The sequence below is a fragment of the Candidatus Methylomirabilota bacterium genome, from assembly GCA_035764725.1.
GTDB lineage: Bacteria > Methylomirabilota > Methylomirabilia > Rokubacteriales > CSP1-6 > DASRWT01.
This window is the reverse complement of the sequence record DASTYT010000051.1, coordinates 39876-62820: the sequence shown is the minus strand read 5'-3', so window position 1 is coordinate 62820 and position 22945 is coordinate 39876. Positions and strand designations below refer to the sequence as shown.

Here is a 22945-nt window from a genome sequence, read left to right as displayed (position 1 = left end):
GTTACGCCCCGCCGCCACATGGCCGAGTTGATTCTCGAGACGAGCAAGCTCACCCGCAGCTTCGGCAGCCTCACCGCCGTCAATGCGGTGGACTTCGCGGTGGCGCCCGGCGAGCTCCGCGCCATCATCGGTCCCAACGGCGCGGGCAAGACCACCTTCTTCCGGCTGATCTCCGGCGAGATGGTGCCGAGCAGCGGCCGCATCCGCTTCAAGGGCCAGGACGTCACCGGGATGCCCCAGCATCGCGTGTCCCGCCTCGGCGTCTCGAAGTCCTACCAGATCACCAACGTGTTCCCCCATCTCTCCGTGCTCGAGAACGTCCGGGTGGCCGTGCAATCCTACCGCCACTCGTTCAACTTCTGGGCGCGCGCCTCGTCGCTCGACGGGGTGCGGGAGCGGGCGGAGGCCATCCTCCACGAAGTCGCGCTGTGGGAGAAGCGCATGCTCACCGCCGCCCAGCTCTCGCACGGGGAGAAGCGCCACCTGGAGCTCGGGATCGCGCTGGCCACCGAGCCCTCGCTGCTCCTTCTCGACGAGCCCACCGCGGGGATGAGCCCGGAGGAGACCGACGAGACCATCCGCCTCATCCGGAAGATCGCCGACGGCCGCACCGTCATCCTGGTCGAGCACAAGATGAAGGTCGTCATGAACATCTCCGACCGCATCACCGTGCTGCACCAGGGGCAGGTCCTGGCCGAGGGCTCGCCCGCCGAGATCCGAGCCAACACGCTCGTGCAGCAGACCTATCTCGGGTCGACCCGATGAGCGCCCCTCTCCTCTCCCTCGAGGACGTGCACGCCTTTTACGGCGAGGCCCACATCCTCCAGGGGGTGTCGCTGAACGTGGGCGAGGGCGAGGTCGTGACGCTTATCGGGCGGAACGGCGCCGGCAAGACCACCACGCTACGCAGCATCATGGGCATCGTCCCCGCGCGCCTCGGCCGCATCGCCTTCGCGGGCCAGGAACTGCGCGGGCTCCCCATCCACGCGGTGGCGCGCGCGGGAATCGCCTACGTGCCCGAGGAGCGCCGCATCCTTCCCAACCTCACCGTCGAGGAGAACCTGCGCCTGGGCCGGCTGGGCACGGACGGCCGCCGCGGCGAGGGTGACGCGGCGATGGAGGAGGTGCTCGCCTACTTCCCGCGCCTGCGCGAGCGCCTCGACCAGAAGGGCAAGGGCCTCTCCGGCGGCGAGCAGCAGATGCTGGCGATCGCCCGCGGGCTCGTCGCCCGCCCGCGCCTCATGCTGGTGGACGAGCCGACGGAGGGTCTGTCTCCCCTCATCGTGGAGAGCCTCACGGAGATCCTGCGGGCGATCAATCGCCGGGGCACCACCATCCTGCTCGTGGAACAGATCCTCGAGGTGGCCCTCGCGCTCTCCCACCGGCTCTACGTGATGGACCAGGGGCGCATCCAGTTCGAGGGCTCGGCGGATCAGCTCCGCGCCGATCCTGCCATCCAGCAGCGCTTCCTCGGCGTGTAGCCCGGCGCCGAACGTGACCTACACCTGCGCCTTCTGCGGCGAGGAGAACCACCTCGACGTCGATCCCAGCGGCGGACGGCGGCAGCGCTTCACCGAGGACTGTGCGGTGTGCTGCCGGCCGAACGTCATCGCCCTCGTGATCGACGACGACGGCGAGACCGCCGTCGAGGTCAGCCGGGAATACGAGGCCTAGCCTCGCGGCGGTGGGCGGCGATGCCGTCCACCGGGTACTTTTTGACAGGTCCCGGCAGATCGTACCCGTTCGCCTCCCGCGTGCGTCGTCCGTTCGTCACGAAAGGCACCGTCGAGTCGCGATTCGGGTCCTGCGGGAGTGGCACGGCCGATGCGTCAACATCCGTCACATGCGGTGGATGCCAGCGCGATCTTCGAGGTCTGTTCGGTGGCTCGTCGTCACGGGCGTCGTCTTGGCACTGCTGATGCTGGCGGCTGCCTACGCATCGCCCGTCTTGTTTCGACACCTCTTGATTGCGCGGATCCATGCGATCTCCCATCGGCCCGTGCGCGTCGAGGCTGTCCAGCTCGATCCGTTCCGGGCCAGCATCGTCGTCCGCGGCCTCAGCATGCAGGACCGGGACGGCGTCTCACCCTTCGTCGACGTCAATCGTGTCGAGCTCCGCCTCCGTCCCTGGGCCCTTCTCCGGGGTCACCTGTGGCTCCGCGAAGCGCGGATCGAGGGCTCGGCGGTGCGCATCGTGCGGCTCGCCGACGGGTTCAACATCGCGGATCTCTTCGAGGGGCCTTCGTCGAGCCGCCGATTCCTGGACGTGACGGTGGATCACCTCGTCGTCACGGCGAGCCGCGCCGCCCTCGAGGACCGGGCGCTGGCCGAGCCGCGGACCTGGACATCGGAGCAGATCGAGATCGAGGGCCACAACCTCTCCACCCGTCGCAACGATGGCCGGGCCATCGCGCGCTCGGTGACCGTGGGCGCGCCGGCCTCGCTCGAGCTACGCGACGTGCGCCTCTACCCGATTCACCTCGAGGCGGTCGTGGAGACCTCGAATCTCGATCTCTCGCTGGCGCGCCTCTATGTTCCGCCCGACGCGGCGCTCGTGCTGGAGCGGGGACGCGCCACCTCCACGGTGCGGGTCCGCCTGGACGCACGGGAGGGCGTGCACGCGAACGGGACGAGCCGGATCGAGGACGTGGCGCTGCTGCGACGCGGCGAGCAAGATCCCTCCGTCGTGGTGCCTCGTCTCACCACGGAGTTCCGAGACCTCCGGTACCGCGAGGATCAGCTCGAGATCGGCGGCCTCGAGGTGGCGGGCGAGGCGAGCGTGAAGGATCCCACCCCGAGCGGCCGCGGCCGCTTCCAGCAGACGACGCTTCAGGCGAGCCTGGGCGATGTGACCTGGCCGGTGGTGCGGCCCGGTCGCCTCGACATTCGCAGCAGCGTTCCCGGCGGTGGCACGCTTCGTCTGGGTGGAAGCCTGAGCCCGCCCCCGGCGGCGAGCCAGCTGCGCCTTCAGCTCGCGCGCGTCGATCTCCGCCCGTGGGCGAGACTGGTGCCTGGCTCCATGCGCGTCGAGGGATTCGCGGAGGCCGACCTGCACATCGACGAGCCGCTGGCTCCGGCGGTGCCGCGCCATGTCAAGGGGTACGTTGCCGTGAGCCAGCTCGGCGTCGCCGATGGGACGATGGAGCTCGGGAGGGCGCGCCGGATCGAGGCGCGCGATATCGAGGCGGACTGGCCCCACCTCGCCGCACGACGGCTGATCGTCGCGGGACCCCGCGTCGCGCTCCAACGGGATCGCGAGGGACAGCTCGTACTGCCAGGGGCGCCGGCCACCCCGGGCGCGCCCGGCAAGAGCGAGGGGAAGGGTGACGCGGCCTCGATCGCCCTCGCGGTGGGCGAGATCCTCGTGCAGGACGGACGCGTGGCGTGGCGCGATCAGAGCGTTCAACCCGTTGTCGCGCTCGAGCTCGCAGATCTCACCGCTCGTGTCACCGGGGTGACCTGGCCCTTCCAGGGTCCGCTCGGAATACGCGTGCAGGGGCAACCGCCCGGCGGCGGCCAGCTCGGGTTCGACGGACGCGTGGCGCTCGATCCGGTCACCATCGAGGGGCGCGCGCGGGCGCAAGGCACGGAGGTCGGCCCGTATCTGGCATATGCGGACATCCCCGCGCGAATCCGAGGCCGCGTCGACTTCGATCTCGCGGTGGCCATGGGAACGGGCGAGCCGAGACGGGTGACGGCGCGCGGCGAGGCGGGGGCCGCGGGGCTCGACGTCCGTGACGGCGAGCGCACCCTTCTCCGCGTCGATCGAGCCCGGGCGGAGGGGGTCGACGTCGACTGGCCCCGCCGCGTGACCATCCGTGATGCCGCGCTGCAACGCCCGTGGGTGCTGCTGGAGCGCGATCGCCAGGGGGAGCTGTCGCTCAAGACGCTGCTCGCCCCGCGCCGGAGCGGCCGCGCCGGCGCGCCGTCGGACGTATCGACGTCGTCCGACGAGGAGCCGCTGCGCCTCACGATTCGTCGTATAGCCGTCGAGAACGGCGGCGCTCGCACCGTCGATCAGCGCGTGGCGCCTCCGTTCGCGCTGGACACGTACGCACTGAACGGCCGGGTCGAGGGGCTTTCCACCGACCCGGCGGCGCGGCCGGCCCGTGTCGAGCTGGTCGGACGTGTGGGAGGCGATGCACGCCTGGTCGTCAACGGCCGCGTGGGGTCGCTGGGCGGGCCGCTCCGCCTCGACCTCGGCGCCGAGCTGCACGACTTCGCGGTGCCGCGGACGAACTCCTATCTGCTCCAGCAGGTCGCGTGGGAGGCACGCTCCGGCTCCCTGAGCGCCACCGTCAGCTGCCATGTCGACGGCAACGCGCTCGACGCCAAGACCGAGATTCTGATACGGCGCCTCGAGGTGGCCCGCGTGTCCGGCTCGGACGAGGCACAGGCGCGCATCGGCCTGCCTCTCGGTACGATCGTCGCCCTGATGAAGGATCGCCACGGCGACATCCGGGTGTCCTTGCCCGTGGACGGCCGGTTGAACGATCCACACTTCGACATGAGGAACGCGCTCTGGAGCACGCTGCGCAACGTCGCCGTCAAGACCGTCACGGCACCGCTCAGCTGGATCGGCCGGGTCCGGACGGGCAGCGACTCGATGATTCAGCAGGTGGATGTGAACCCCGTCCCGTTCGCGGCGGGCTCCGCCGTCCTGGCGCCAGAGGCTCACGAGCAGGTGACGCGACTGGCCACGTTCCTCGAGCAGGTGCCGGACGTCCGGCTCGCGCTCGTCCCCGTGGTCTCCGCGGCGGATCGCGCCGCGCTCGACGGCACGAAGCCTGCCACGCTGGCCGCCAAGCGTGTGGAAGCGGTCAAGAAGGGCATCGAGAAGGCGGGCGCCGACGGTGGACGGCTCCGAGCCGAGCCGGCAACGGATGGGGATGAGGTCGCCGGCCAGGTGCGCGTGACCCTGCTCGAGCCGGATGCGCCGTCGCGGCCGAGCCCCATTCGCCGGCTCCTGGAGCCGTTCGGTCTCGGGGAGCGCTCGAAGTGACGCCGATGCGCGGCCGCCTCATTGCCTCGCTGATCGTCGCTGTGGCTCTCCTTCTCGGGGCCTGCGCCACCATGAGCCCCTGGACGGACGCCAGGATCGAGAGCGAGGTGAAGGCCCGCCTGGTCGCAGAGACCGATGCGAACCTCACCCGGCTGGGCGTGGTGAGCCGGCGCGCGGTCGTGTACCTCTCCGGCGACGTCCGGTCGGACGAAGAGAGGGAGCGGGCCGGCACCGTCGCCGCGAGCGTGGGCGGCGTGCAGCGTGTGGTCAATGGCGTCGCGGTGCGCGCGCCGGGGACCGCCGATCCAGCCCGCTGAGGCCTAGGCAGCCACCGTGGGCGGGTCGTGGATCACCACCAGGGCGAGCGCCTGGAGCGCGAGCGTGGTGACGAATGCGGCGGCGAAGGCCGGCACGATACCGAGCCGCTCGATCAGGGCGGCGATCACCACGAAGAAGGCGGCGAAGCTGAAGAGCCCGGCGAGGAGCCCCCGCAGCGCCCGCGTCGCGGGGCCGGGGCCGTCCTGGGCGTGGGCGAATACCGCGAGAATGCCGGCGTAGACCGGAAACGTCGCGAGGAGACCGCTGAGGCGAGGCCCCAGGGTCGTGGCGGCGGCGGTGAGCGAGAGCACGAGCACCGTCGCCACGATCATCCGCGCGGGAATGTCCCATCGCGGTGGCGGGCCCGGGCGGCGCGTCTCCTCGCCGTGCGGCATCGCGAGGAGAGCGAGCACCAGCCCCACCGCGACCACGATGGTGAGGGTCCCGAGCCGCAGCGCGAGGCGTTGCAGCACGAGCCCCGCCAGCGCGAACGCGGCCGTGCCGCCGGCGAAGGCGAGCGGCCAGCCGCGGGCGGCGAGCGCCGCGTAGGCCAGGCAGAAGACGCCCTGGGCGAGCGCGCCGGCCATCGAGCCCAGCGCCGCGCCCGCCGCGAAGGCCGGCCCGTGCTCGAGCACGAGGAAGAAGGCCACGGGCCCCGAGGTGAGAGGCAGTGCCACGATCACCCCGCCCACTCCCTGCCCCCAGCGCCGCCCCACGAGGCTCGCCGAGGCGATCAGCGTGGGCGTCAGGAAGAGCTTGAGGAGGAAGATGGGCGAGCCGCAGCCGCAGGCGAGGCGAGCGGATACATGATGGGTTCCCGAGCGAAGCGAGGGCGGCGTCCTACACGCCGCTGCACTACACGCTTCCCGGCTGGCCGGAGAGACGCGCGAGCACGTCGAACACCGCCGCGCAGTCGCGGTCACCGAGCCCGAGCGCCCGCGCAGCCGTCAGCAGCTCGTGGACGATGGCGGTGGTGGGCAGCGGCACGCCCGCCGCGTGCCCCAGCTCCAGCGCGAGGCCGAGATCCTTCTGCATCATCACGCAGTCGAACAGGGGCTCGGCGGGCGAGGCGAGCACGAACGTGCTCCGGTACTGAAGCATCGGCGAGGCGAGCACGCTCCGGGCGAAGGCCTCCACGGCGCGCTCGCGGCTGATGCCCGCCTTCTCGGCGAGGAGCACCGTCTCGGCGTAGGCGGTGAGCTGCACGCCGATGCCGAGATTGAGCGCGACCTTCATGGTGACCGCCATGCCCAGCGCGCCCATGTGGGTGATGGTGGCGCCGATGGCGAGGAGATAGGGGCGCACTCGCTCCAGTGCGGCGGTGTCGCCGCCCACGAGGTAGGCGAGCTTCCCCTGCTCCACGGTGACGGCGCTGCCCGAGACCGGCGCGTCGAGGAACGCGGCGCCGCGCGCGGCCACCTCCGCGCCCATCGCGCGCGACACGGCGGGGCTCACCGTGCTCATGTCCGCCCACACCGCGCCCGGCTTGAGCCCGGCGAGGATGCCGTCGGGGCCTTCGGCGATGCGGCGCAGGGCCTCCGAGTCCGTCACCATGCTGAGCACCGCGTCGCCCGCCGCGGCGGCCTCGCGCGGGGAGCCGGCCACGCGCAGGCCCAGCGGGACCAGCGCCTCCGCCTTGGCCCGCGTGCGGTTGTACCCGGTCACGGTGTGCCCGGCGGCGAGGAGACGCCTCGCCATGGGTGTGCCCATGGCGCCGAGGCCCACGAAGCCGACTGCGCCCATGCCGCTCAGGCGCTCGGCGCGCCGCCCACGCGGAACATCGCCGCCTCGAGGCCGAGCGCGGCCTTGCCGATGGCCTCCATCATCCGGTCCATGGTGGGCGGCATGAGGGTCGCGGTGCGGAGATCGCGGAAGGCGCGCTCCACCGGAAATTCCTTGTAGGCGGCCCGGCCGCCCACGGTCTGGATGGCGTGGCCGGTCACGGCCAGCCCCACCTCGGTCGCGAGGAGCTTGGCGCGATTGGCGAGGAGCCCCCGCTGGAGCATGTCGGCTTTGTCCCAGCGAGCAGCGGCATCCCCGAGCACCAGCAGCACCGCGTGGAGACGCGCCTCCAACTCCCCGATGTGACGCTGGACCGCGGGATCGTGGGCCACTGGGATGTTCTCCGGCTTGACCACTCGCTTCTTCACCGCCTCGATGGCGAAGGCGAGCGCCGCCTCGGCCAGCGCCACGTACACCGCGGCATAGCCCAACGCAAAGCTCTCGACGACGCCGACCTTGAGCGCATTGCCCGGCTCGCCCATGAGGGCCTCCGGCGTCACCCGCACGTCGCGGAGCTCCACGCTCGGGCTGAAGGTCGCCCGCATGCCGAGGGTGTCCCACTTGCCGTCGGTGTGGATGCCCGGGCTGTCCGCCGGGACCAGCACCTGGATCAGCGCCTTCGACATGTCGGCCTCGCCGTCGAGCGCGCACCAGACCATGTAGTAGGAGGCGCCGAGCGCCATGGTGCAGAAGTGCTTGAGACCATCCACCACGTAGCCGCCGTCGCGGCGGCGCACCACCGTCTCGATCTGGAACGTGCGCGAGAGGCTCACCGCCGGCTCGCTACCCCAGGAGCCGAAGAGCTTGCCGTGGTCCACCACCTCCGCGTAGTACCGGCGCTTCTGTGCGTCGGTGCAGAGGGCGTCGATGAAGCGCATGACCGTGGAGTGCATGTGCACGGTCATGGCGGTATTGGCGCAGCCGCGCGCGATGGCGCGGAGGCAGGCGATGTAGGTCCCCATGTCGAGCCCGCGCCCGCCGTAGGCGGCGGGCACGGCGGCGGCGAGGAAACCCGCCCGCCAGAGATCCCGCCAGCTCTCGACGGGGTTCTTGCCCTCGCGGTCGTACGCGGCCGCCCGCGGCGCGATGCGCGTCCGCGTGACCTCGTCGATGCGCTCGACGTAGGCCGTCTGGCTGTCCGAAACCGCCATGACCTAGCCGGCCATGCTGGCCGGCGGCGTCACTCGATACGGGCGCGACGACTGTTTGCATCGGCAGGTGCCGATCTGATGGAGCTCGACCAGGTTGCCGTTGGGGTCGTCCATGAAGATCTGCTCCAGCTCCGGGCCCACCACCGACTTGATGGTCCAGTACTTCACGCCCAGCCGGTCCAGCTCCTTCTTGGCCTCCTGGATGTCGGGGATGGCGAGGGCGACGTGCAGGCGCGTGGGATCCTTGTCGGGGCTGCCCTGGGCGTAGCGTGACATCCCCTCGCAGCCCATGATGTGGATCTGCGTGTCGTTGCCGCAGTCCATCCAGTAGCCGGGGATGCCGGGAATGTTCGGCCGGCCCGGATCGGCGCTGAGACCCAGCACGTCCTCGTAGAACGCCTTCACCTCATCGGCCTTCTCCGGGCGGACGCGAATGCCGTGATGGTGGAGCTCGAGCACCTTGATCGCCATGTCAGATCCTCCCAATGGGAAGGCGTCCGACCAGCGTGCCCCAGATGCCCTTGGGCAGGAACAGGACGAACGCCATGAAGATGAGGCCGATGACGAGGGGCCACGACTCGGTGAAGACGCTCAGGCGGTCTTCCAGCACGAGGTAAGTGCCCGCGCCCACGAAGGGCCCGAAGAACGTCCCCGCCCCGCCCAAGAGCGTCATGATGACCACCTGGCCCGAGGTGGTCCAGTACAGCGACTCGACCGGCACCACCGCGAGGCGGAGCGCGTCAAGCCCGCCCGCGAGCCCCGCGAAGGTCGCCGAGAACACGAACGAGAGATGCTTGATGCGGTTCACGTCGTAGCCGCAGGCGGCGGCGCGATCGGGATTCTCGCGAATGGCCTGGAGCACGGTGCCGAAGGGCGAGTCGAGGATGCGCTTGAGCGCGGCCACCGCCAGCACTACCAGCACGTAGGCGAAGTAATAGAAGGCAAGGGTCGATTCCAATGGAATCGTCCACCCGAGGAGCCGGAGCGGCAGCTGAGGGATGCCGCGCAGCCCGTCATCGCCGCCGGTGAGATCGGCGAGGTGGAAGGCTACGAAGTAGAGCAGCTGCGCGAAGGCCAGTGTGAGCATGGCGAAGTAGATGCCGCGCCGGCGCAGGCAGAAGAAGCCGATCAGGGCGCCCCCGACCATCGCGAGCAGTGGGCCCGCGAGCACGCCCAGCCACAGCGAGCCGAGCTTCGTCTTGGCGAGGACGAGCCCGGTGCCATACGCGCCGAGCCCGTAGTACGCGGCGTGGCCGAAGGACAGGAGCCCGGTGTAGCCGTAGAGCAGGTTGAAGCCCATGGCGAGGAGCCCGAAGATCAGCACCTGCGCCGCGAGGGCCTTGTAGGGGACGACGAACGGAAAGACCGCGAAGACGAGGGCGAAGGCGAAGACCGGGTGGCGCGCCACCCATCTCGTGACAGTCCGCACCGGCCTACTCCGCGAGTCCGGCCTCGCCGAAGATGCCGCTGGGCCGGATCAGCAGGACCACCGCCATCACGACGAAGACCATGATCTCGGCGAGCTTGGGGGCGAAGAGGGTCGTGATGCCCACCACCTGCCCCATCATGATGCCCGCCACCACCGCGCCCAGCAGGCTGCCCATGCCGCCCACCACCACCACCACGAACGACTCGATGATCATCGTCACGCCCATGTCGGCGTAGGCGCCCCGCATGGGGCCGGCAAGGGCGCCCGCGAGTCCGGCCAGGCCGCAGCCGACGCCGAACACGAGCAGCCAGATCCGATTGAGATCCACGCCCAGGGCCCGCACCATCAGCGGATCGCGCGAGCCGGCACGGATGATCAGGCCCACGTTGGTGCGGTTCACGAACGCCCAGAGACCGATGAGCACGACGATGGTGACCGCGATGACGAAGAGGCGATAGACGGGAAATGCCATGAAGCCGAGGTCGACCGCGCCGGCCAGCGCGCGCGGCGGATCGAGGGTGAGCCCGATCTTCCCCCAGATGAGCTTGGCCGTCTCGATGAGCACCAGCGAGAGCCCGAAGGTGAGCAGCAGGGGGTCGTCGGGCCCGCGACCGTAGAGCCGCCGGATGAGCAGCCGCTCGATCGCGAACCCGAGAACCCCCACCAGGATCGGCGCCACCACCAGCGCCACCCAGAAGCTCCGGGTGTACGCGAGCAGGAACACCGTGAAGTACGCGCCCAGCATGTAGAGCGAGCCGTGGGCGAAGTTCACCACCGTCATGAGCCCGAAGATCAGGGAGAGCCCGATCGCGAGCAGCACGAAGATCATCCCCAGCACGAGCCCGGTGAACACCTGGGGCAGGATGGCGGCCAAATCCATGTCTACGTATCCGCTCGGCTCGCCTTCGGCTGCGCCTCGCCGCCCTCGCTCCGCTCGGCACCCACTACCATATCCGCTCGGCTCGCCTTCGGCTGCGCCTCGCCAATCCACTTCATGCGAACCCCTTCTCGGCGCAGGTGCGATCGTACTTCTCGTCGGCCGGCACGCGAGCCACGATGTCGGCGAGGCCCCACTCGCCCTTGGTCTTACCGGGGCCGCGCCCCTTCACGATCCACATGTCCTGGAAGGACTTGTTGTCGCACGCCCGCCACCACTGCTTGCCCTTGAAGTGGTCGTAGGTGGGACTCTTCCGCAGGGCGTCGGCCACCGCGAAGGAGTCCGTGGACTTGGCCAGCTCCACCCCGCGCGCGACTTCCAGGACGCCGGAGTACGAGTACGCGCCGTAGTCGCCGGGCGGCATGTTGAACTTCTTCATGGACGCCTCGACGAACTTCCTGGCCGTCGGGATCGTCTCCTGCAGCTCCCAATACCAGTTGAGCGCGCCGTGCACGTCCTGGTAGAGCTCGGGGCCACCCTCCTTGAGATAGGAAATCCACAGCAGCGGCTGGGCGAGCTTCATCTGCTTGTCCATCCCGAAGCTCCGCGCTTGCTTGAGGAACGCGATGTTGTCCGCACCCGGGGTCACCGACATGAGCACGTCGGGCTTGGCCGCCTGGATCTTCGGGAGATGCGCGGAGAACTCCGCGCTCCCCAGCGGGTACGGCGTGGAGCCGAGCAGGGTGCCGCCGTTGGCCTTGAGCGTGTCGGTGAGCACCTGGTTGTTCTGCTTGCCCCAGGCGTAGTCGGCGTAGATGATCCACCACTTCTTGCCGAGGTTGTCGCACGTCCACTTGCCCATCACCCGCGAGGTAATCGTGGGATTGAGCGCCTCGTGGAAGGTGATGTTGCTGGTGTCCGGCTTGGCGCTGATCTCGTCGGACTGGCTGGTGGAGATGAACAGCACCTTGGACTTCTTGGTCTGCTCGTTGATGGCCATCTGCACGTGCGCGGCGAGGCCGCCCACCACGAACTGCACCTTCTCGTTCTCGATCAGCTCCTTCGTGCGCTGGGCGCCTACCGCGGGCTTGAGCTGGTCGTCGCGGAACAGCACCTCGACCTTGCGGCCCATCACGCCGCCCTTGGCATTGATCTCATCCTGGGCGAGCTGAGCGCCGCGCTGCATGTCGGCGGCGAGCGCGGCGAAGGGGCCGGTGAGCGGGAGGGGGCAACCGATCCGGATGGGATCGCTCTGCGCGCGGAGTACGGCGGGGAAGAATCCCTGGGTCGCCGCCATGCCGGCGGCGGCACCGCTGGCGGCCAGGAAGCTGCGGCGGGTCATCGACTTCATCGTCGTCTCCTTTTGTGTCGCGGGTGTGGGAACCGCTACTCCATGCGGCGTACGCGCGACGCCTTGGTGGGACCGATGAACTCCAGCATGTTGCCGTCGGGATCTTTCACGAAGAGCTGGCGGAGCCCGGTGGGCGTGGACACGAGGTCATGGACGTGGATGCCGGTGGCGGTGAGCTGCTCGGCCGTCGCGTCGCAGTCGTCCGTCCACAGGGCGAAGTGCGGATATCGGCCCTCGAACGAGGCGCGCTCGACCGGCGGCCGCACGAGCGCCTCGTTGACGATGATGTGAAGCGAGAGATCCCCTCCGATGCCGTACCAGACCCCGGGAAAGTTGAACGCCGGCCGCGGAATCTCCTTGAATCCGAGCAGCCCGCCGTAGAACTCCTTGGCCTTCGCGAGATCGGTCACGGTAATGGAGACGTGATTGAAAGCCTTGAAGAGGGTCATCCGCTGGTCCTCCGGGGCGAGAGGCTCGGCATGTAGGCGAAACACAAGTAACAAACGGCCCGTGACCTGTCAAGGCTCGCGGGGTTGATCGTGCCGGCGAACGCGGGCTATGATCCGCCGGTGACGCGCCGCTCCCTCCCCGCTCCGGCCGCCCGCGTATGATCGGCGCGTCCCTCACCCGGCTCGGCGCGGAGCCACTCCTCACCGGCCGCGGCCGCTTCGTGGCGGACGTGCGCCCCGAGGGCGCGCTCGAGGCCGCGGTGCTCCGCTCGCGCCACGCGCATGCACGGCTCGTGAGCGTCGACGCGCGGCGGGCGCTGGCCCTGCCCGGCGTCCGCGTCGTGCTCACCGCCGCCGACGTGCCCGCCGCCGCCGTCATCCCCAACCGCGTGCCGGTGCCCGACGGCGCCACGCGCTATCTGCAGCCGGCGATCGCGCGCGAGGTGGTCCGCTACGTCGGCGAGCCGGTGGCGGTGGTGCTGGCCGACACCCGCTATCTCGCCGAGGATGCGCTGGAGGTGATCGGCGTCGAGTACGCGCCCCTGCCCGTGGCGGCGTCGGTGGACGTCGCCCTCGCGCCCGGGGCGCCGCGGCTCTTCGCCGGCACCGACTCGAACAACGTCGCCCTCATCCGGATGCGGGTGGGCGACACCGACAGCGCCCTCGCCCGCGCCCACCTCGTGCTCCGCGAGCGCTTCACGCATCCCCGCCAGACGGCGGCCGCGCTGGAGACGCGCGGGCTGGTGGCGGTACCGCCCGCGGCGAGCGGCGGCGAGCTGCATCTCCTCGGGTCGACCAAGTGCATCCACATCAATCGCGGCATCCTCGCCCCGATCTTCGGACTGCCGCCGGGCGCCCTCCGCCTCACCGAGGTGGATGTGGGCGGGGGCTTCGGTGTGCGCGGCGAGCTCTACCCCGAGGACATCCTGATCCCGCTCGCGGCCCTGCGCGTCGGCCGGCCGGTGCGCTGGATCGAAGAGCGGCGCGAGAACCTGATGGCGGCCAATCACGCTCGCGAGGTCGTCTACGAGCTCGAGATGGGTTTCGACCGGGACGGGCGCATCCAGGGCGTGCGGGTCGTGATCCGCGCCGACATCGGCGCCTACGTGCGCACCGCCGCGCTGGTGCCGGCCGAATTTGGCGCGGCCCTCCTGCCCGGCCCCTACCGCATGCCCGACTACGCCTGCGATCTCTGGAGTGTGGTGACCAACAAGACGCCGGTGGGCACGCTCCGCTCGCCCGGCCGCCCGGAGTGCAACTTCGCGCGCGAGCGGCTCCTCGATGCTGCGGCGGCCCGGCTCGGCCTCGATCCCGCCGACATCCGGCGAAGAAACCTCGTTCGATCGGACGAGATGCCGTGGGACTGCGGCACCGTCTCGTTCGGAGTGAAGACGGTCTACGACTCCGGCGACTTCCCCGCCCTCTTCGAGCGGCTGCTCGATCGGCTCGACTACGCGGGCGCGCGCGCCGTCCAGGCGGCGGCACCGAAACAGCTCGGCATCGGGCTCGCCATGTACGTGGAAAAGACGGGGCTCGGCCCCTTCGAGACCGCGCGCGTGGAAGCCCGGCCGGACGGGCGATTCACGGTGGACACCGGCGCCTCGTCCATGGGGCCCGGCCTCGAGACCGCGCTCGCGCAGATCCTGGGTTCGGCCCTCGGCCTGCCCGCGGACCGCTTCGTGGTTCGCCATCCCGATACCGCCGCCGTGGAGAGCGGTGTGGGCACCTATGGCTCGCGCGCCACTGTCACCGCCGGTAACGCGGCGCACATGGCGGCGGGCAAGCTGCTGGAAGAGGCTCGCACGCGCGCCGCCGTCGTCCTGCGCGTGCCCGCGGAGGAGGTCGTCTACGCCGCCGGCGCCTGCTCCGCGCGCGGCCGGCGCGTGGGCCTCGACGAGCTGGCGGCCGCCGGACCCCTCGCCGCCGGCGCCTCGTTCACCGTGCCCAAGCTCACCTATGCCGGCTGCGGCGTGGCCGTGATCGTGGAGGTGGACGCCGAGACCGGGCAGATCACGCTGCGCAGGATCGTGGTGGGCGCCGACGTCGGCCGTGCGGTGAATCCCGCGCTGATCGAGGCCCAGCTCGCGGGGGGCGCGGCGTTCGGCCTCGGCAACGCCATGCTGGAGAGCCTCGAGTACGATGCCGACGGCCAGCTCCTCACCGGCACCCTGCTCGACTACGCGCTGCCGCTCACGACCGACGTGCCCCTCATCGACGCCTTCTACCAGGAGATCCCCGCGCACACGAATCCGCTCGGCCTCCGCGGCGTGGGGGAATGCGGCAATCCCGGGCTCGGCGCGGCCATCGCGAATGCGGTGTGCGACGCCCTCCGCGGCCTCGGCGTGAGCCTCACCGCCCTGCCGGTGACACCTGCGCGGGTGCGCGCCGCGATCGAGGCGGCGACGCGAGGGAGCTGAGCGTTCGCCGCTATTTCATCGGGGTGGCGGGCGCGTCGGGCGTCGACGGGGCGGTCGGCGGTGTGCCGGGGGCGAAGTTGACGCCGCGCCGAGCGAGCTCCTGGACGATCAGGGTGGCGCTCGGGTTTCCCTGCTGGGACAGCGCGTAGACCCGGCGCGCGGTGGTCTCGAGCTGCGCCTGGCGGCGCCGCGCCTGCTCGAGAGGCCCTTCCTGGCCGGCATGGATCCCCTGGAGGTTCTGGTACTCGCGCTGGAGATTCCAGGCCTGGTAGCCGAACCAGATCAGCATGGCGAGCACGAGGAGCACCACCGCGGCCCAGGGGCTCGGAGGCGCCGCCGGCCGCGGCGCGGGAGGCTCGGTCTCGAGGAGCAGCTCGTCGGAGGTCATGGGTGGCGCTCAGCGCCCGCTGCCCGCGGCGGGCGCGGGGACGGACGGCGCGGGCGACGGCGCGGACGGCCCTGGGGACGGCGCGCTCGGCGCGGGCGCCTGCTCGAGGACCGCGCGAAGGGCGGCGTCGTTGTTGCGCGCGGCCAGCGTGGCAATGGCGTTCACGAGCTCGCGGTGCAGGACCTCGAGCTGACTCGCGCGCTGCAGGAAGGCCTGACGATTGGCGACCTGCACCTGGAGCGTACGATTGCGCTCGAACAAGAACAGGTCCTCCACCGCGAGGAGCACCGCGAGCGCAGCGGCCACGATCACCCAGGTCTGCCAGCGCGCCAGCCGGCTCATCGTGCGCCCTCGCGGGTCCACATGGCGCGTGAGCGTAGCACGCGGGTCTGGGGGTCGCAAGAACAGGGGGACGCCGCGGCGGCGCCCTAGATGCCGAGGGAGCGGAAGAAGGCGTCCATCACGCCTTGTACCTCGGCGCGATGGGTGCGATTGGGAAAGTGCGGCCCGCCCGCGACCGCGTGCAGACGAGCGCCGGGGATGGTGTCAGCGAGCCGTTCCGACATCGCCACGGTGGGAAAGCGGTCGTCCGCGCCCGCGATGATCTGGACGGGGCATCGGATCCGCGCGCAGTCGGCCAGCCACTCGCCGCGCGAGTAGGTCTCGTCGAGGAGCGCGAGCAGCGACGCCACCGAGTGCTGCCGGAGCACGCCGGTGAGCTCGGCGTAGCGGGCGGGCCGTGCCTTGAGCCGCGCGAGGGCCGCCTCGCCCATGCGCAGGCGCAGGTTGGCGTCGAAGTACTCGTCGAAGCGTCCCGCCGCGACCAGGGGCCGGTGGGCCGCCCACCAGGCCTTGTCCTCGGGCGGGGGCTCGTAGGGGGGGCCGCTGATCGAGATCACGCCGCGGACGCGCGCCGGCTCGTGAACGGCCATCCAGAGCGACAGCGCCGCCCCCATCGAGGCGCCGCCCCACACCGCCGGCCCCACGCCGAGCGCGTCCAGCCAGGGGCCGAGATCCTCGGCCTTGCGGGCATAGGTGTAGTCCTCCGGGCGCTCGAACTTGCTGGACCGGCCGTGGCCGCGTGTGTCCGGGAGGAGCGCCCGCACCCGGCCGAGGAAGGGCTCCACGTCGGGCAGCATCACCGAGGACTCCTCGACGGAGCCCCCGTGGATCCACACGAGCGGCGGCCGGCTCGGATCGCCCGCCTCGCGCCAGTGCAGCCGGACGCCGGAGGGCAGGACGGTCTCAGGCAGGGCCGAGCCTCTTCTCCAACGCGCGGGCGTAGCGAGACATCGAGTAGGTGCAGATCCAGTAGACGACGGCAATGAAGAGGTAGAGCTCGAAGGGGCGGATCTCGCGATTGTTCACGACCTGGGCGGCCTTGGTCAGGTCCATGAAGCCGATGATGGACGCCAGCGAGGTGTCCTTGAACAGCACGATGAACTGGGTGACCAGAGAGGGAATCATGTTCTTGAGGGCCTGCGGCAGCACCACGAAGCGCATGGTGCCGCCGGGGCGCAGGCCCAGCGCGGTCGCCGCCTCCACCTGCCCGCGCGCCACCGACTGGATGCCCGCGCGCACGATCTCGCCGAGGTACGCCGCCTCGAAGATCACGAAGGCGGTCAGCGCCACGCCGAACTCGGGGATCTTGGTCTTGAGCAGGATGGGGAGGATGAACCAGATCCAGAAGATCACCATGACGAGGGGGACGCCGCGGAAGAACTCGACGTAGATCGTGGCGGGGATGCGGACCCAGGCGCGCGGCGACAGGCGGGCCAGCCCGACGAAGACGCCGAGGAGGAAACCCAGGACGATGGAGGGAATGGCCAGCCGTACCGTGCCGCCCACGAAGGCGCCGAAGCCCAGGAAGCCCTGGACGAGCAGGAAGTCGAGGTTCCGCCAGATGACGCCGAGATCGAGGCTCATGCGCGCCGCCGCCTCCCGCCCGCGATCAGCCCGGGAATCGCGGTCCGCCGCTCGACCCAGCCCATGAGGGCGGAGAGCGAGAGACAGAGGACGAGGTAGATCACGGTGCCGGCGGTGAGAGCCTCGATGGCCTTCGCGGTATAGGTCTCGATCTGGCGGGTCTGGAAGGTCAGCTCGGCCACGCTGATGGTCAGCGCGACCGAGGAGTTCTTGAGGAGGTTCAGGGACTCGTTCGTGCCGGGAGGAATGATGAGCCGCAGCGCGATGGGGAGGATCACGTAACGATACGCCTGCACCACGGTGAGCCCGGAGGCCACCGAGGCCTCGAGCTGCGTGCGCGGGATCGACTGGATGCCCGAGCGCAGCACCTCGGAGAAGCGCGCGCCGCTGTACACGCCCAGCGCGCACACCGCCGCCCAGAACTCGAGCCCGTGCCCGAACAGCCACTCCCGCACCACCTCGGGGAGCAGCGGCGGCACCGCGAAGTACCAGAAGAACATCCACACCAGCAACGGGACGTTCCGGAAGAACTCCACGTAGAACGTCGCGATGCCCCGAAGCGCCCGATACGGCACAGTGCGCATCGCCCCCGAGACAATCCCGAGCACCATCGCCAGCACCCACGCGCAGAGCGACAGCTCGAGCGTGGTGATGAGCCCGGAGAGCAGCCACTGGCCGGACTGCCCCGTCCACAGCACCGACCAGTCGAATCGATAGTTCACGGCCGTTGATCCATCACGCTCGTGAAAGCACGCGGGGCCGGGACCGGAGGCACGCTCGCTCGCTCAGTGAAGCATTGCGCCGCGAGCATGCCCCCGGCCCCGACCCCGCTTCCCGTCGCGTGGCTCGAACGCCTTCTATTTCGGGACGACCTGGTAGATCATGAAGGACCGGACAGCGGCGCTCATGGGGTACGGCAATTCGCCCTTGGCGCCGAACCACTTGTCGTAGATCTCGAAGTACTTGCCGGATTCGATCCCCTCCATGAGGCCGGCGTTCACCACCGCGCGGAAGTCGGCGTCACCCTTCCGCAGGGCCATCCCGTAGGGCTCGTAGGAGAAGAAGTCGCCGACGATGTCCCACTGCGCCGGATTCGGCGCCTTGGACTTCAGGCCGGCGAGCTGGATGCCGTCGTTGGTGTACGCGTCGACCTGCCCCTGGAGGAGCGCCTGGAAGGCGGCGGGCTGGTCGGGGAACTCGCGGAGCTGCGCCTTGGGCGCCTTCTCGCGGATGATGCGGGCGTTCGTCGAGCCCTGCTGGGCGGCGATGCGCTTGCCGTCGATGTTCTGGATGCCCTTGATCGGGCTCCCCTTCTTCACGAGGAACTGGGCGCCCGTCACGAAGAACGTGATGGAGAAGTCCACGCTCTCCCGCCGCGTCCGCGTGTCCGTCATGGTCCCCGCGATGAGATCCACCGCGTTCGACGTGAGGAGGGGAATGCGGGTGGGCGGGGTGGATTCCTTCTTCTCGACCTTGATGGGCTTGCCGATCTTCCTCTCGATCGCGGGCTTCACCAGCTCCTCGACGAGATCGATGGAGAAGCCGACCCACTCGTTCTTGGCGTTGACGTACGCGAAGGGCGGCGAGCCGGTGCGGGTGCCGATGGTGAGTACGCCGGACTGGCTGATCTTCTCGAGGGTGCCGGTCAGCTGCTGCGCGGTCACCGGGGCGACCCCGGCGGCGAGCAGGGCGACGGCGGTGATGAATCCAATGACACGCTTCATGCAGGGCCTCCTTGCGGGGCGGAGCTAGTGGGACAGGATCTTGGACAGAAAGTCCTTCGCGCGCTCCGAGCGCGGCGCGGCGAAGAACGTCTCGGGAGTCTGGACCTCGACGACGCGGCCGGCGTCCATGAAGACCACGCGGTGCGCGACGCGGCGGGCGAAGCCCATCTCGTGCGTCACCACCATCATGGTCATGCCGTCCTTCGCGAGATCCGTCATGACCTCGAGCACCTCGTTGATCATCTCGGGGTCCAGCGCCGAGGTGGGCTCGTCGAACAGCATGATGCGGGGCTGCATCGCAAGGGCGCGCGCGATGGCCACCCGCTGCTGCTGGCCGCCGGAGAGATTGGCCGGATACTTGTCGGCCTTGTCGGGAATGTGCACCCGCTCGAGAAGGCCGCGCGCGATCTTCTCGGCCTCGGCGGTCGCGAGCCCCTTCACCTTCACGGGGGCCAGTGTGACGTTCTCGAGCACCGTCATGTGCGGGAACAGGTTGAAGGACTGGAACACCATCCCCACCTCGGCACGCAGGCGCGAGAGGTTGACGTCCGAGGCGGTGATGGACTTGCCGTGCACCTTGATCGCGCCGCCCTGGATGGGCTCGAGGCGGTTGACGCAGCGGATGAGGGTGCTCTTGCCCGAGCCGGACGGGCCGCAGACCACGATCACCTCACCCGCCGCCACGTCGAGGGTGACGTCGGCGAGGACGTGCAGCGGCCCGAACCACTTGTTGACGCCCGCGAACTCGATGGCCGCCGCCATGCCTACTCGATCACCAGCAGCACGTCGCCGGGGTTCACGGCTTGACCGGCCTGGACGCGGATCTCCTTCACCGTCCCTTCCCCCGAGGCGCGGAACTCGTTCTCCATCTTCATCGCCTCGAGGATTACAAGGCCGTCCCCCTTCTGCACTCGCTGGCCCACCGCGACCTCGATGAGCACCACCCGGCCCGGCATCGGGGCCTTGAGGACCTGGCCACGGCCGGCGGCGGTGCCGCCGCGCGTCCGGATGAGGTAGCGCGACTCCTCCTCGACCCGGATGCGGTAGATCTCGCCGTCCACGCGCACCACCGACACCCCGTCCTCGTCGCTGATCTCCGCGACCATGGATTCCCCGCCGAGCACCAGGGACCAGAGCCCCTCCCCGACGCGCCGCGCGTCGACCTCCAGCGTCTGGCCGTCCAGGCGCACGCGATAGCGTCCGGCCTCGCCCTCCACCTCCACGGGGCTCAGCGCGCCGTCGAGCTCGGCCTCGAACTTCATCGCGGGCGGGTCCACGAGCGGCCGCTCTGTGTCCAGACGCTCGGCATTGTCGAGGGCGGCGCGGGCGCGCGGCGCTCCCCCTGCTCGTAGGCGGCGAGCGTCGCGGCCACCAGCGCGAGGCGGCGGCGGCCGGCGCCGCCCCCGATCCCGGCCCCGAGCAGCCGCTCCATGAAGCCGGTGTGGAGACGGCCCGCGACGAACTCGCCGTCGGCCATGATGCGCTCGAGCACGGGAATGGTGCTGCGCACGCCGGTGATGCGGTACTCGCTCAGCGCGCGGCGCATGCGCGCGATGGCGGCCTCGCGATCGGGGCCCCACACGATGAGCTTGGCCATGAGCGTGTCGTAAAAGCGGGGCACGGTGGCGCCCGCGTACACGCCGGAGTCGTCGCGCACCCACGGACCGCCGGGGACACGCAGGCCGGCGATGCGGCCGGGCGACGGCACGAAGCCCGCGAGCGGATCCTCCGCGTTGATGCGGCACTCGATGGCCCAGCCCCGCCACGTCACGTCGTCCTGGCCGAAGGCGAGCTTCTCGCCGGCGGCGATGCGGAGCTGCTCCTTCACGAGATCGCGTCCGGTCACCAGCTCGGTCACGGGGTGCTCGACCTGGAGCCGCGTGTTCATCTCGAGGAAGTAGAAGGCGCCTTGCCGGTCGACCAGGAACTCCACCGTCCCGGCGTTGACGTAGCCCACCGCGGCGGCGAGCCGGCAGGCGGCCTCGCCCATCTGCCGGCGCATCTCGGCGCTCACGAAGGGCGAAGGCGATTCCTCCACGAGCTTCTGGTGCCGCCGCTGGATGGAGCACTCGCGCTCGCCGAGGTGGAGCACGGTGCCGTGCGCGTCCGCGAGCACCTGGATCTCGATGTGGCGCGGCTCCTCGACGTAGCGCTCGATGTACACGGAGGAGTCGCCGAAGGCGCCGCCCGCCTCGCTGCGGGCGGCGCGGAGGGCGCCCGCGAGCTCGCCGGCGGCGCGCACGAGGCGCATGCCCTTCCCGCCCCCGCCCATCGCCGCCTTGATCATGACGGGATAGCCCACGGTGGCGGCGACACGCGCGGCTTCCGCGTCGTCGGTGACGGGCGTCTCGGTGCCCGGCACCACCGGCACACCCAGGCGATTCGCCGTGCGCCGGGCCGCCACCTTGTCGCCCATGGCGCGGATGGCGGACGGCGGCGGCCCGATGAAGACGAGGCCGGCGCCGACGCAGGCCTCCGCGAAGGCCGCGTTCTCGGCGAGGAAACCGTAGCCCGGGTGCACGGCGTCGGCGCCCGTCGCGCGCGCGGCCGCCACGACGCGGTCGATCGCCAGGTAGCTCTCGGCGGGCGCCGGCGGCCCGATGGCGACGGCCTCGTCGGCCATGAGCACGTGGAGCGACTCGCGGTCCGCCTCCGAGTAGACGGCGACGGTGGCGATGCCGAGCTCGCGGCAGGCCCGGATGACGCGCACCGCGATCTCGCCGCGGTTGGCGATGAGGACTTTCTTGAAGGGCGAAATCACAACCCGAGAATCATAGCAGGGGGATACGGACGCGGCAACGCGAGGTCGCGGCGCCGCTCACCCGCCCAGCTGCTTGAGCGCCTCTTCCAGGAAAGAGGGATCTATGACGTCCTTGACGGGCAGCGCCTCCTTCATGAAGCCGTGCTTGACCCACCACGCGATCTGCTTCTCGATGTCGGGGACGAGGAGGCGGCCGTTGCGGTCCTGGTACGGGAGGCCGAGCTTGATCACCTCGGGCTTGGCCCCCGTGTAGCGCGCGGTGATGTCCACGACCTCCTCGTATGCCGTGCCGGGCACGACCTTGCCGTCCTTCTGGACGAGGGCCGCGTCGAAGTAGTAGCGGGAAGCCTTGGCGTACCCCTTCATGAAGGCCACCGCCCGGGACCGATCCGCCGCGAAGCCCTTCGAGTAGAAGACCGCCGCGATCTGCCACGGATAGAGATCACCGGCCCAGGCGAGAATCTTGCCGAAGCCGGCCGCCTCGGCCGCGCCGGGAAAGGGCTGCGGCACAAGGATCGCGTCCACCTGCTTGCCCTTGAGCGCCTCCACCGTCGCCGGTATCGCCTGCAGCGGCACGATACGCACGTCGGAGAGCGCGAGGCCTTCCTTCTCGAGAATGTTGCCGATCTGGAAGTGAAACGTGGAGCCGAGCTGGGTCACGCCGATGCTGCGGCCCTTGAGATCGCGGATCGACCGCAGCGTGCCGGCGTCCCACAGCTCCTTCTGCACCATGATGCCCACCAGCGGAAAGCCCGGCCACTCGCGCCCCTTGTCGGCCACGATCCACAGCTTTTCGCCCTGCAGCACGATGTTGTAGAGGGCGGCGGTGAGGCCGGTGGCGCCGACCTCGATCTGGCCGGCGGCCAGCGCGGTGGCGATCGGGACGGCGGCCTGGAAATAGACCAGCTCGGGCTCGACGCCGAACTCCTTGAAGAATCCCTTCTCCACGCCGACGAAGATGGGAGCCGAGGACGTGAGCTTGAGCACACCGACCTTGACCTTGGTCTGAGCCTCGGTCGCCATCGGGGCAAGAAAGAAGGCGGTCATCAGCAGCGCGGCCGCGAGGGGAGTCAGGAGTCGAGTCATGGCGGGTAGGCTATCACGACCCGCCTGTCGGAAGAGATTACAGGGCGAGCGGGTGCTTCTCGGCACTATAGAGGAATGATAACGCCTTTCTCCTGCTGAATCGGCCACTTGCATCCCTGGTCTCAGTATTGCTCTCTAAGGTGGTCATGCACGCCTCTTCGCAGAGGGATCGAAGGTTCGACGCGGCCCGGGGCCTGGCGCTCGGCATCACCATGGGTGCGGCGGTCTGGCTCGCGATCGCGATCGGCGTGTGGATGTTGCTGAAGGTCGGCAACCTGGTCTGA

At 70.2% G+C, this 22945-nt stretch carries 25 protein-coding genes; 7 read left to right on the top strand and 18 right to left on the bottom strand.

The window, feature by feature from the left end; all coding sequences use genetic code 11:
• Nucleotides 1–18 precede the first annotated feature (18 nt).
• From VFX14_09085 to VFX14_09065, 5 genes are all read left to right on the top strand, one after another.
• Entirely contained in the window at nt 19–765 is a 747-nt protein-coding gene (locus VFX14_09085) for an ABC transporter ATP-binding protein (protein HEU5189831.1), read from the top strand.
• On the top strand, nt 762–1481 hold the full coding sequence (locus VFX14_09080; GenBank protein ID HEU5189830.1) for an ABC transporter ATP-binding protein: 720 nt from the start codon (nt 762–764) through the stop codon (nt 1479–1481). The genes VFX14_09085 and VFX14_09080 overlap by 4 nt, the downstream gene beginning before the upstream one ends.
• 13 nt (nt 1482–1494) lie before the next feature.
• On the top strand, nt 1495–1674 hold the full coding sequence (locus VFX14_09075; GenBank protein HEU5189829.1) for a CPXCG motif-containing cysteine-rich protein: 180 nt from the start codon (nt 1495–1497) through the stop codon (nt 1672–1674).
• Nucleotides 1675–1999: 325 nt separating this feature from the next.
• A complete protein-coding gene (locus VFX14_09070) occupies nt 2000–5002 on the top strand; it encodes a DUF748 domain-containing protein (GenBank protein HEU5189828.1) in 3003 nt (1000 codons plus the stop codon).
• A 5-nt stretch (nt 5003–5007) separates the two neighbouring features.
• The gene (locus VFX14_09065; protein ID HEU5189827.1) at nt 5008–5319 is read left to right on the top strand and encodes a BON domain-containing protein; all 312 of its coding nucleotides are present in this window, start codon (nt 5008–5010) and stop codon (nt 5317–5319) included.
• Nucleotides 5320–5322: 3 nt separating this feature from the next.
• On the opposite strand, the gene VFX14_09060 is transcribed toward VFX14_09065, so the two are convergent.
• The 8 genes from VFX14_09060 to VFX14_09025 form a co-directional block, all read right to left on the bottom strand.
• The gene (locus tag VFX14_09060; GenBank protein ID HEU5189826.1) at nt 5323–5997 is read right to left on the bottom strand and encodes a hypothetical protein; all 675 of its coding nucleotides are present in this window, start codon (nt 5995–5997) and stop codon (nt 5323–5325) included.
• Between the two features lie 178 nt (nt 5998–6175).
• Nucleotides 6176–7063, bottom strand: coding sequence for an NAD(P)-dependent oxidoreductase (locus tag VFX14_09055; protein ID HEU5189825.1), 888 nt, complete (start codon nt 7061–7063; stop codon nt 6176–6178).
• Between the two features lie 5 nt (nt 7064–7068).
• The gene (locus VFX14_09050) at nt 7069–8253 is read right to left on the bottom strand and encodes an acyl-CoA dehydrogenase family protein (protein ID HEU5189824.1); all 1185 of its coding nucleotides are present in this window, start codon (nt 8251–8253) and stop codon (nt 7069–7071) included.
• Between the two features lie 3 nt (nt 8254–8256).
• On the bottom strand, nt 8257–8724 hold the full coding sequence (locus VFX14_09045; GenBank protein ID HEU5189823.1) for a VOC family protein: 468 nt from the start codon (nt 8722–8724) through the stop codon (nt 8257–8259).
• 1 nt (nt 8725) lies between these two features.
• Complete coding sequence (locus VFX14_09040) at nt 8726–9661, bottom strand: branched-chain amino acid ABC transporter permease (GenBank protein ID HEU5189822.1); 936 nt, start codon at nt 9659–9661, stop codon at nt 8726–8728.
• A gap of 25 nt (nt 9662–9686) precedes the next feature.
• Nucleotides 9687–10562, bottom strand: a complete 876-nt coding sequence (locus tag VFX14_09035) for a branched-chain amino acid ABC transporter permease (protein ID HEU5189821.1) — start codon at nt 10560–10562, stop codon at nt 9687–9689.
• Nucleotides 10563–10674: 112 nt separating this feature from the next.
• The gene (locus VFX14_09030; GenBank protein ID HEU5189820.1) at nt 10675–11910 is read right to left on the bottom strand and encodes an ABC transporter substrate-binding protein; all 1236 of its coding nucleotides are present in this window, start codon (nt 11908–11910) and stop codon (nt 10675–10677) included.
• 35 nt (nt 11911–11945) lie between these two features.
• Nucleotides 11946–12359, bottom strand: a complete 414-nt coding sequence (locus VFX14_09025; GenBank protein ID HEU5189819.1) for a VOC family protein — start codon at nt 12357–12359, stop codon at nt 11946–11948.
• Nucleotides 12360–12517: 158 nt separating this feature from the next.
• On the opposite strand from VFX14_09025, the gene VFX14_09020 reads away from it, so the two are divergent.
• Nucleotides 12518–14776 carry a xanthine dehydrogenase family protein molybdopterin-binding subunit gene (locus VFX14_09020; protein HEU5189818.1) on the top strand — a complete coding sequence of 753 codons (2259 nt, stop codon included), beginning with the start codon at nt 12518–12520 and terminating at the stop codon, nt 14774–14776.
• 10 nt (nt 14777–14786) lie between these two features.
• Here the strand turns inward: VFX14_09020 and VFX14_09015 are convergent, their stop codons facing one another.
• The 10 genes from VFX14_09015 to VFX14_08970 form a co-directional block, all read right to left on the bottom strand.
• Nucleotides 14787–15164 (bottom strand): hypothetical protein, encoded by a 378-nt coding sequence (locus VFX14_09015; GenBank protein ID HEU5189817.1) that lies wholly within the window; start codon nt 15162–15164, stop codon nt 14787–14789.
• A 9-nt stretch (nt 15165–15173) separates the two neighbouring features.
• On the bottom strand, nt 15174–15506 hold the full coding sequence (locus tag VFX14_09010) for a hypothetical protein (GenBank protein HEU5189816.1): 333 nt from the start codon (nt 15504–15506) through the stop codon (nt 15174–15176).
• 86 nt (nt 15507–15592) lie between these two features.
• Complete coding sequence (locus VFX14_09005; GenBank protein ID HEU5189815.1) at nt 15593–16342, bottom strand: alpha/beta hydrolase; 750 nt, start codon at nt 16340–16342, stop codon at nt 15593–15595.
• 67 nt (nt 16343–16409) lie between these two features.
• The gene (locus tag VFX14_09000) at nt 16410–17090 is read right to left on the bottom strand and encodes an amino acid ABC transporter permease (protein ID HEU5189814.1); all 681 of its coding nucleotides are present in this window, start codon (nt 17088–17090) and stop codon (nt 16410–16412) included.
• Entirely contained in the window at nt 17087–17812 is a 726-nt protein-coding gene (locus VFX14_08995) for an amino acid ABC transporter permease (protein HEU5189813.1), read from the bottom strand. Before VFX14_08995 ends, VFX14_09000 begins: the two co-directional genes overlap by 4 nt.
• A gap of 135 nt (nt 17813–17947) precedes the next feature.
• The gene (locus VFX14_08990) at nt 17948–18814 is read right to left on the bottom strand and encodes a transporter substrate-binding domain-containing protein (GenBank protein HEU5189812.1); all 867 of its coding nucleotides are present in this window, start codon (nt 18812–18814) and stop codon (nt 17948–17950) included.
• Between the two features lie 24 nt (nt 18815–18838).
• The gene (locus VFX14_08985; GenBank protein HEU5189811.1) at nt 18839–19576 is read right to left on the bottom strand and encodes an amino acid ABC transporter ATP-binding protein; all 738 of its coding nucleotides are present in this window, start codon (nt 19574–19576) and stop codon (nt 18839–18841) included.
• A gap of 2 nt (nt 19577–19578) precedes the next feature.
• Nucleotides 19579–20091, bottom strand: a complete 513-nt coding sequence (locus tag VFX14_08980; GenBank protein HEU5189810.1) for a biotin/lipoyl-containing protein — start codon at nt 20089–20091, stop codon at nt 19579–19581.
• Nucleotides 20073–21575 carry an acetyl-CoA carboxylase biotin carboxylase subunit gene (accC, locus tag VFX14_08975; GenBank protein ID HEU5189809.1) on the bottom strand — a complete coding sequence of 501 codons (1503 nt, stop codon included), beginning with the start codon at nt 21573–21575 and terminating at the stop codon, nt 20073–20075. Before accC ends, VFX14_08980 begins: the two co-directional genes overlap by 19 nt.
• A gap of 57 nt (nt 21576–21632) precedes the next feature.
• Nucleotides 21633–22661: an ABC transporter substrate-binding protein gene (locus VFX14_08970; protein ID HEU5189808.1), complete on the bottom strand. Its 1029-nt coding sequence runs from the start codon at nt 22659–22661 to the stop codon at nt 21633–21635.
• A gap of 146 nt (nt 22662–22807) precedes the next feature.
• Here VFX14_08970 and VFX14_08965 point away from each other — a divergent pair, with 146 nt between their 5' ends.
• Entirely contained in the window at nt 22808–22945 is a 138-nt protein-coding gene (locus VFX14_08965; GenBank protein HEU5189807.1) for a hypothetical protein, read from the top strand.

Bases quoted from the DNA above. Each gene is read 5' to 3' on its own strand.
- VFX14_09085 (HEU5189831.1), top strand. From the start codon at position 19: ATGGCCGAGTTGATTCTCGAGACGAGCAAGCTCACCCGCAGCTTCGGC.
- VFX14_09080 (HEU5189830.1), top strand. From the start codon at position 762: ATGAGCGCCCCTCTCCTCTCCCTCGAGGACGTGCACGCCTTTTACGGC.
- VFX14_09065 (HEU5189827.1), top strand. From the start codon at position 5,008: ATGCGCGGCCGCCTCATTGCCTCGCTGATCGTCGCTGTGGCTCTCCTT.
- VFX14_09055 (HEU5189825.1), bottom strand. From the start codon at position 7,063: ATGGGCGCAGTCGGCTTCGTGGGCCTCGGCGCCATGGGCACACCCATG.
- VFX14_09050 (HEU5189824.1), bottom strand. From the start codon at position 8,253: ATGGCGGTTTCGGACAGCCAGACGGCCTACGTCGAGCGCATCGACGAG.
- VFX14_09045 (HEU5189823.1), bottom strand. From the start codon at position 8,724: ATGGCGATCAAGGTGCTCGAGCTCCACCATCACGGCATTCGCGTCCGC.
- VFX14_09035 (HEU5189821.1), bottom strand. From the start codon at position 10,562: ATGGATTTGGCCGCCATCCTGCCCCAGGTGTTCACCGGGCTCGTGCTG.
- VFX14_09030 (HEU5189820.1), bottom strand. From the start codon at position 11,910: ATGAAGTCGATGACCCGCCGCAGCTTCCTGGCCGCCAGCGGTGCCGCC.
- VFX14_09025 (HEU5189819.1), bottom strand. From the start codon at position 12,359: ATGACCCTCTTCAAGGCTTTCAATCACGTCTCCATTACCGTGACCGAT.
- VFX14_09020 (HEU5189818.1), top strand. From the start codon at position 12,518: ATGATCGGCGCGTCCCTCACCCGGCTCGGCGCGGAGCCACTCCTCACC.
- VFX14_09015 (HEU5189817.1), bottom strand. From the start codon at position 15,164: ATGACCTCCGACGAGCTGCTCCTCGAGACCGAGCCTCCCGCGCCGCGG.
- VFX14_09010 (HEU5189816.1), bottom strand. From the start codon at position 15,506: ATGAGCCGGCTGGCGCGCTGGCAGACCTGGGTGATCGTGGCCGCTGCG.
- VFX14_09000 (HEU5189814.1), bottom strand. From the start codon at position 17,090: ATGAGCCTCGATCTCGGCGTCATCTGGCGGAACCTCGACTTCCTGCTC.
- VFX14_08990 (HEU5189812.1), bottom strand. From the start codon at position 18,814: ATGAAGCGTGTCATTGGATTCATCACCGCCGTCGCCCTGCTCGCCGCC.
- VFX14_08985 (HEU5189811.1), bottom strand. From the start codon at position 19,576: ATGGCGGCGGCCATCGAGTTCGCGGGCGTCAACAAGTGGTTCGGGCCG.
- VFX14_08970 (HEU5189808.1), bottom strand. From the start codon at position 22,661: ATGACTCGACTCCTGACTCCCCTCGCGGCCGCGCTGCTGATGACCGCC.
- VFX14_08965 (HEU5189807.1), top strand. From the start codon at position 22,808: ATGCACGCCTCTTCGCAGAGGGATCGAAGGTTCGACGCGGCCCGGGGC.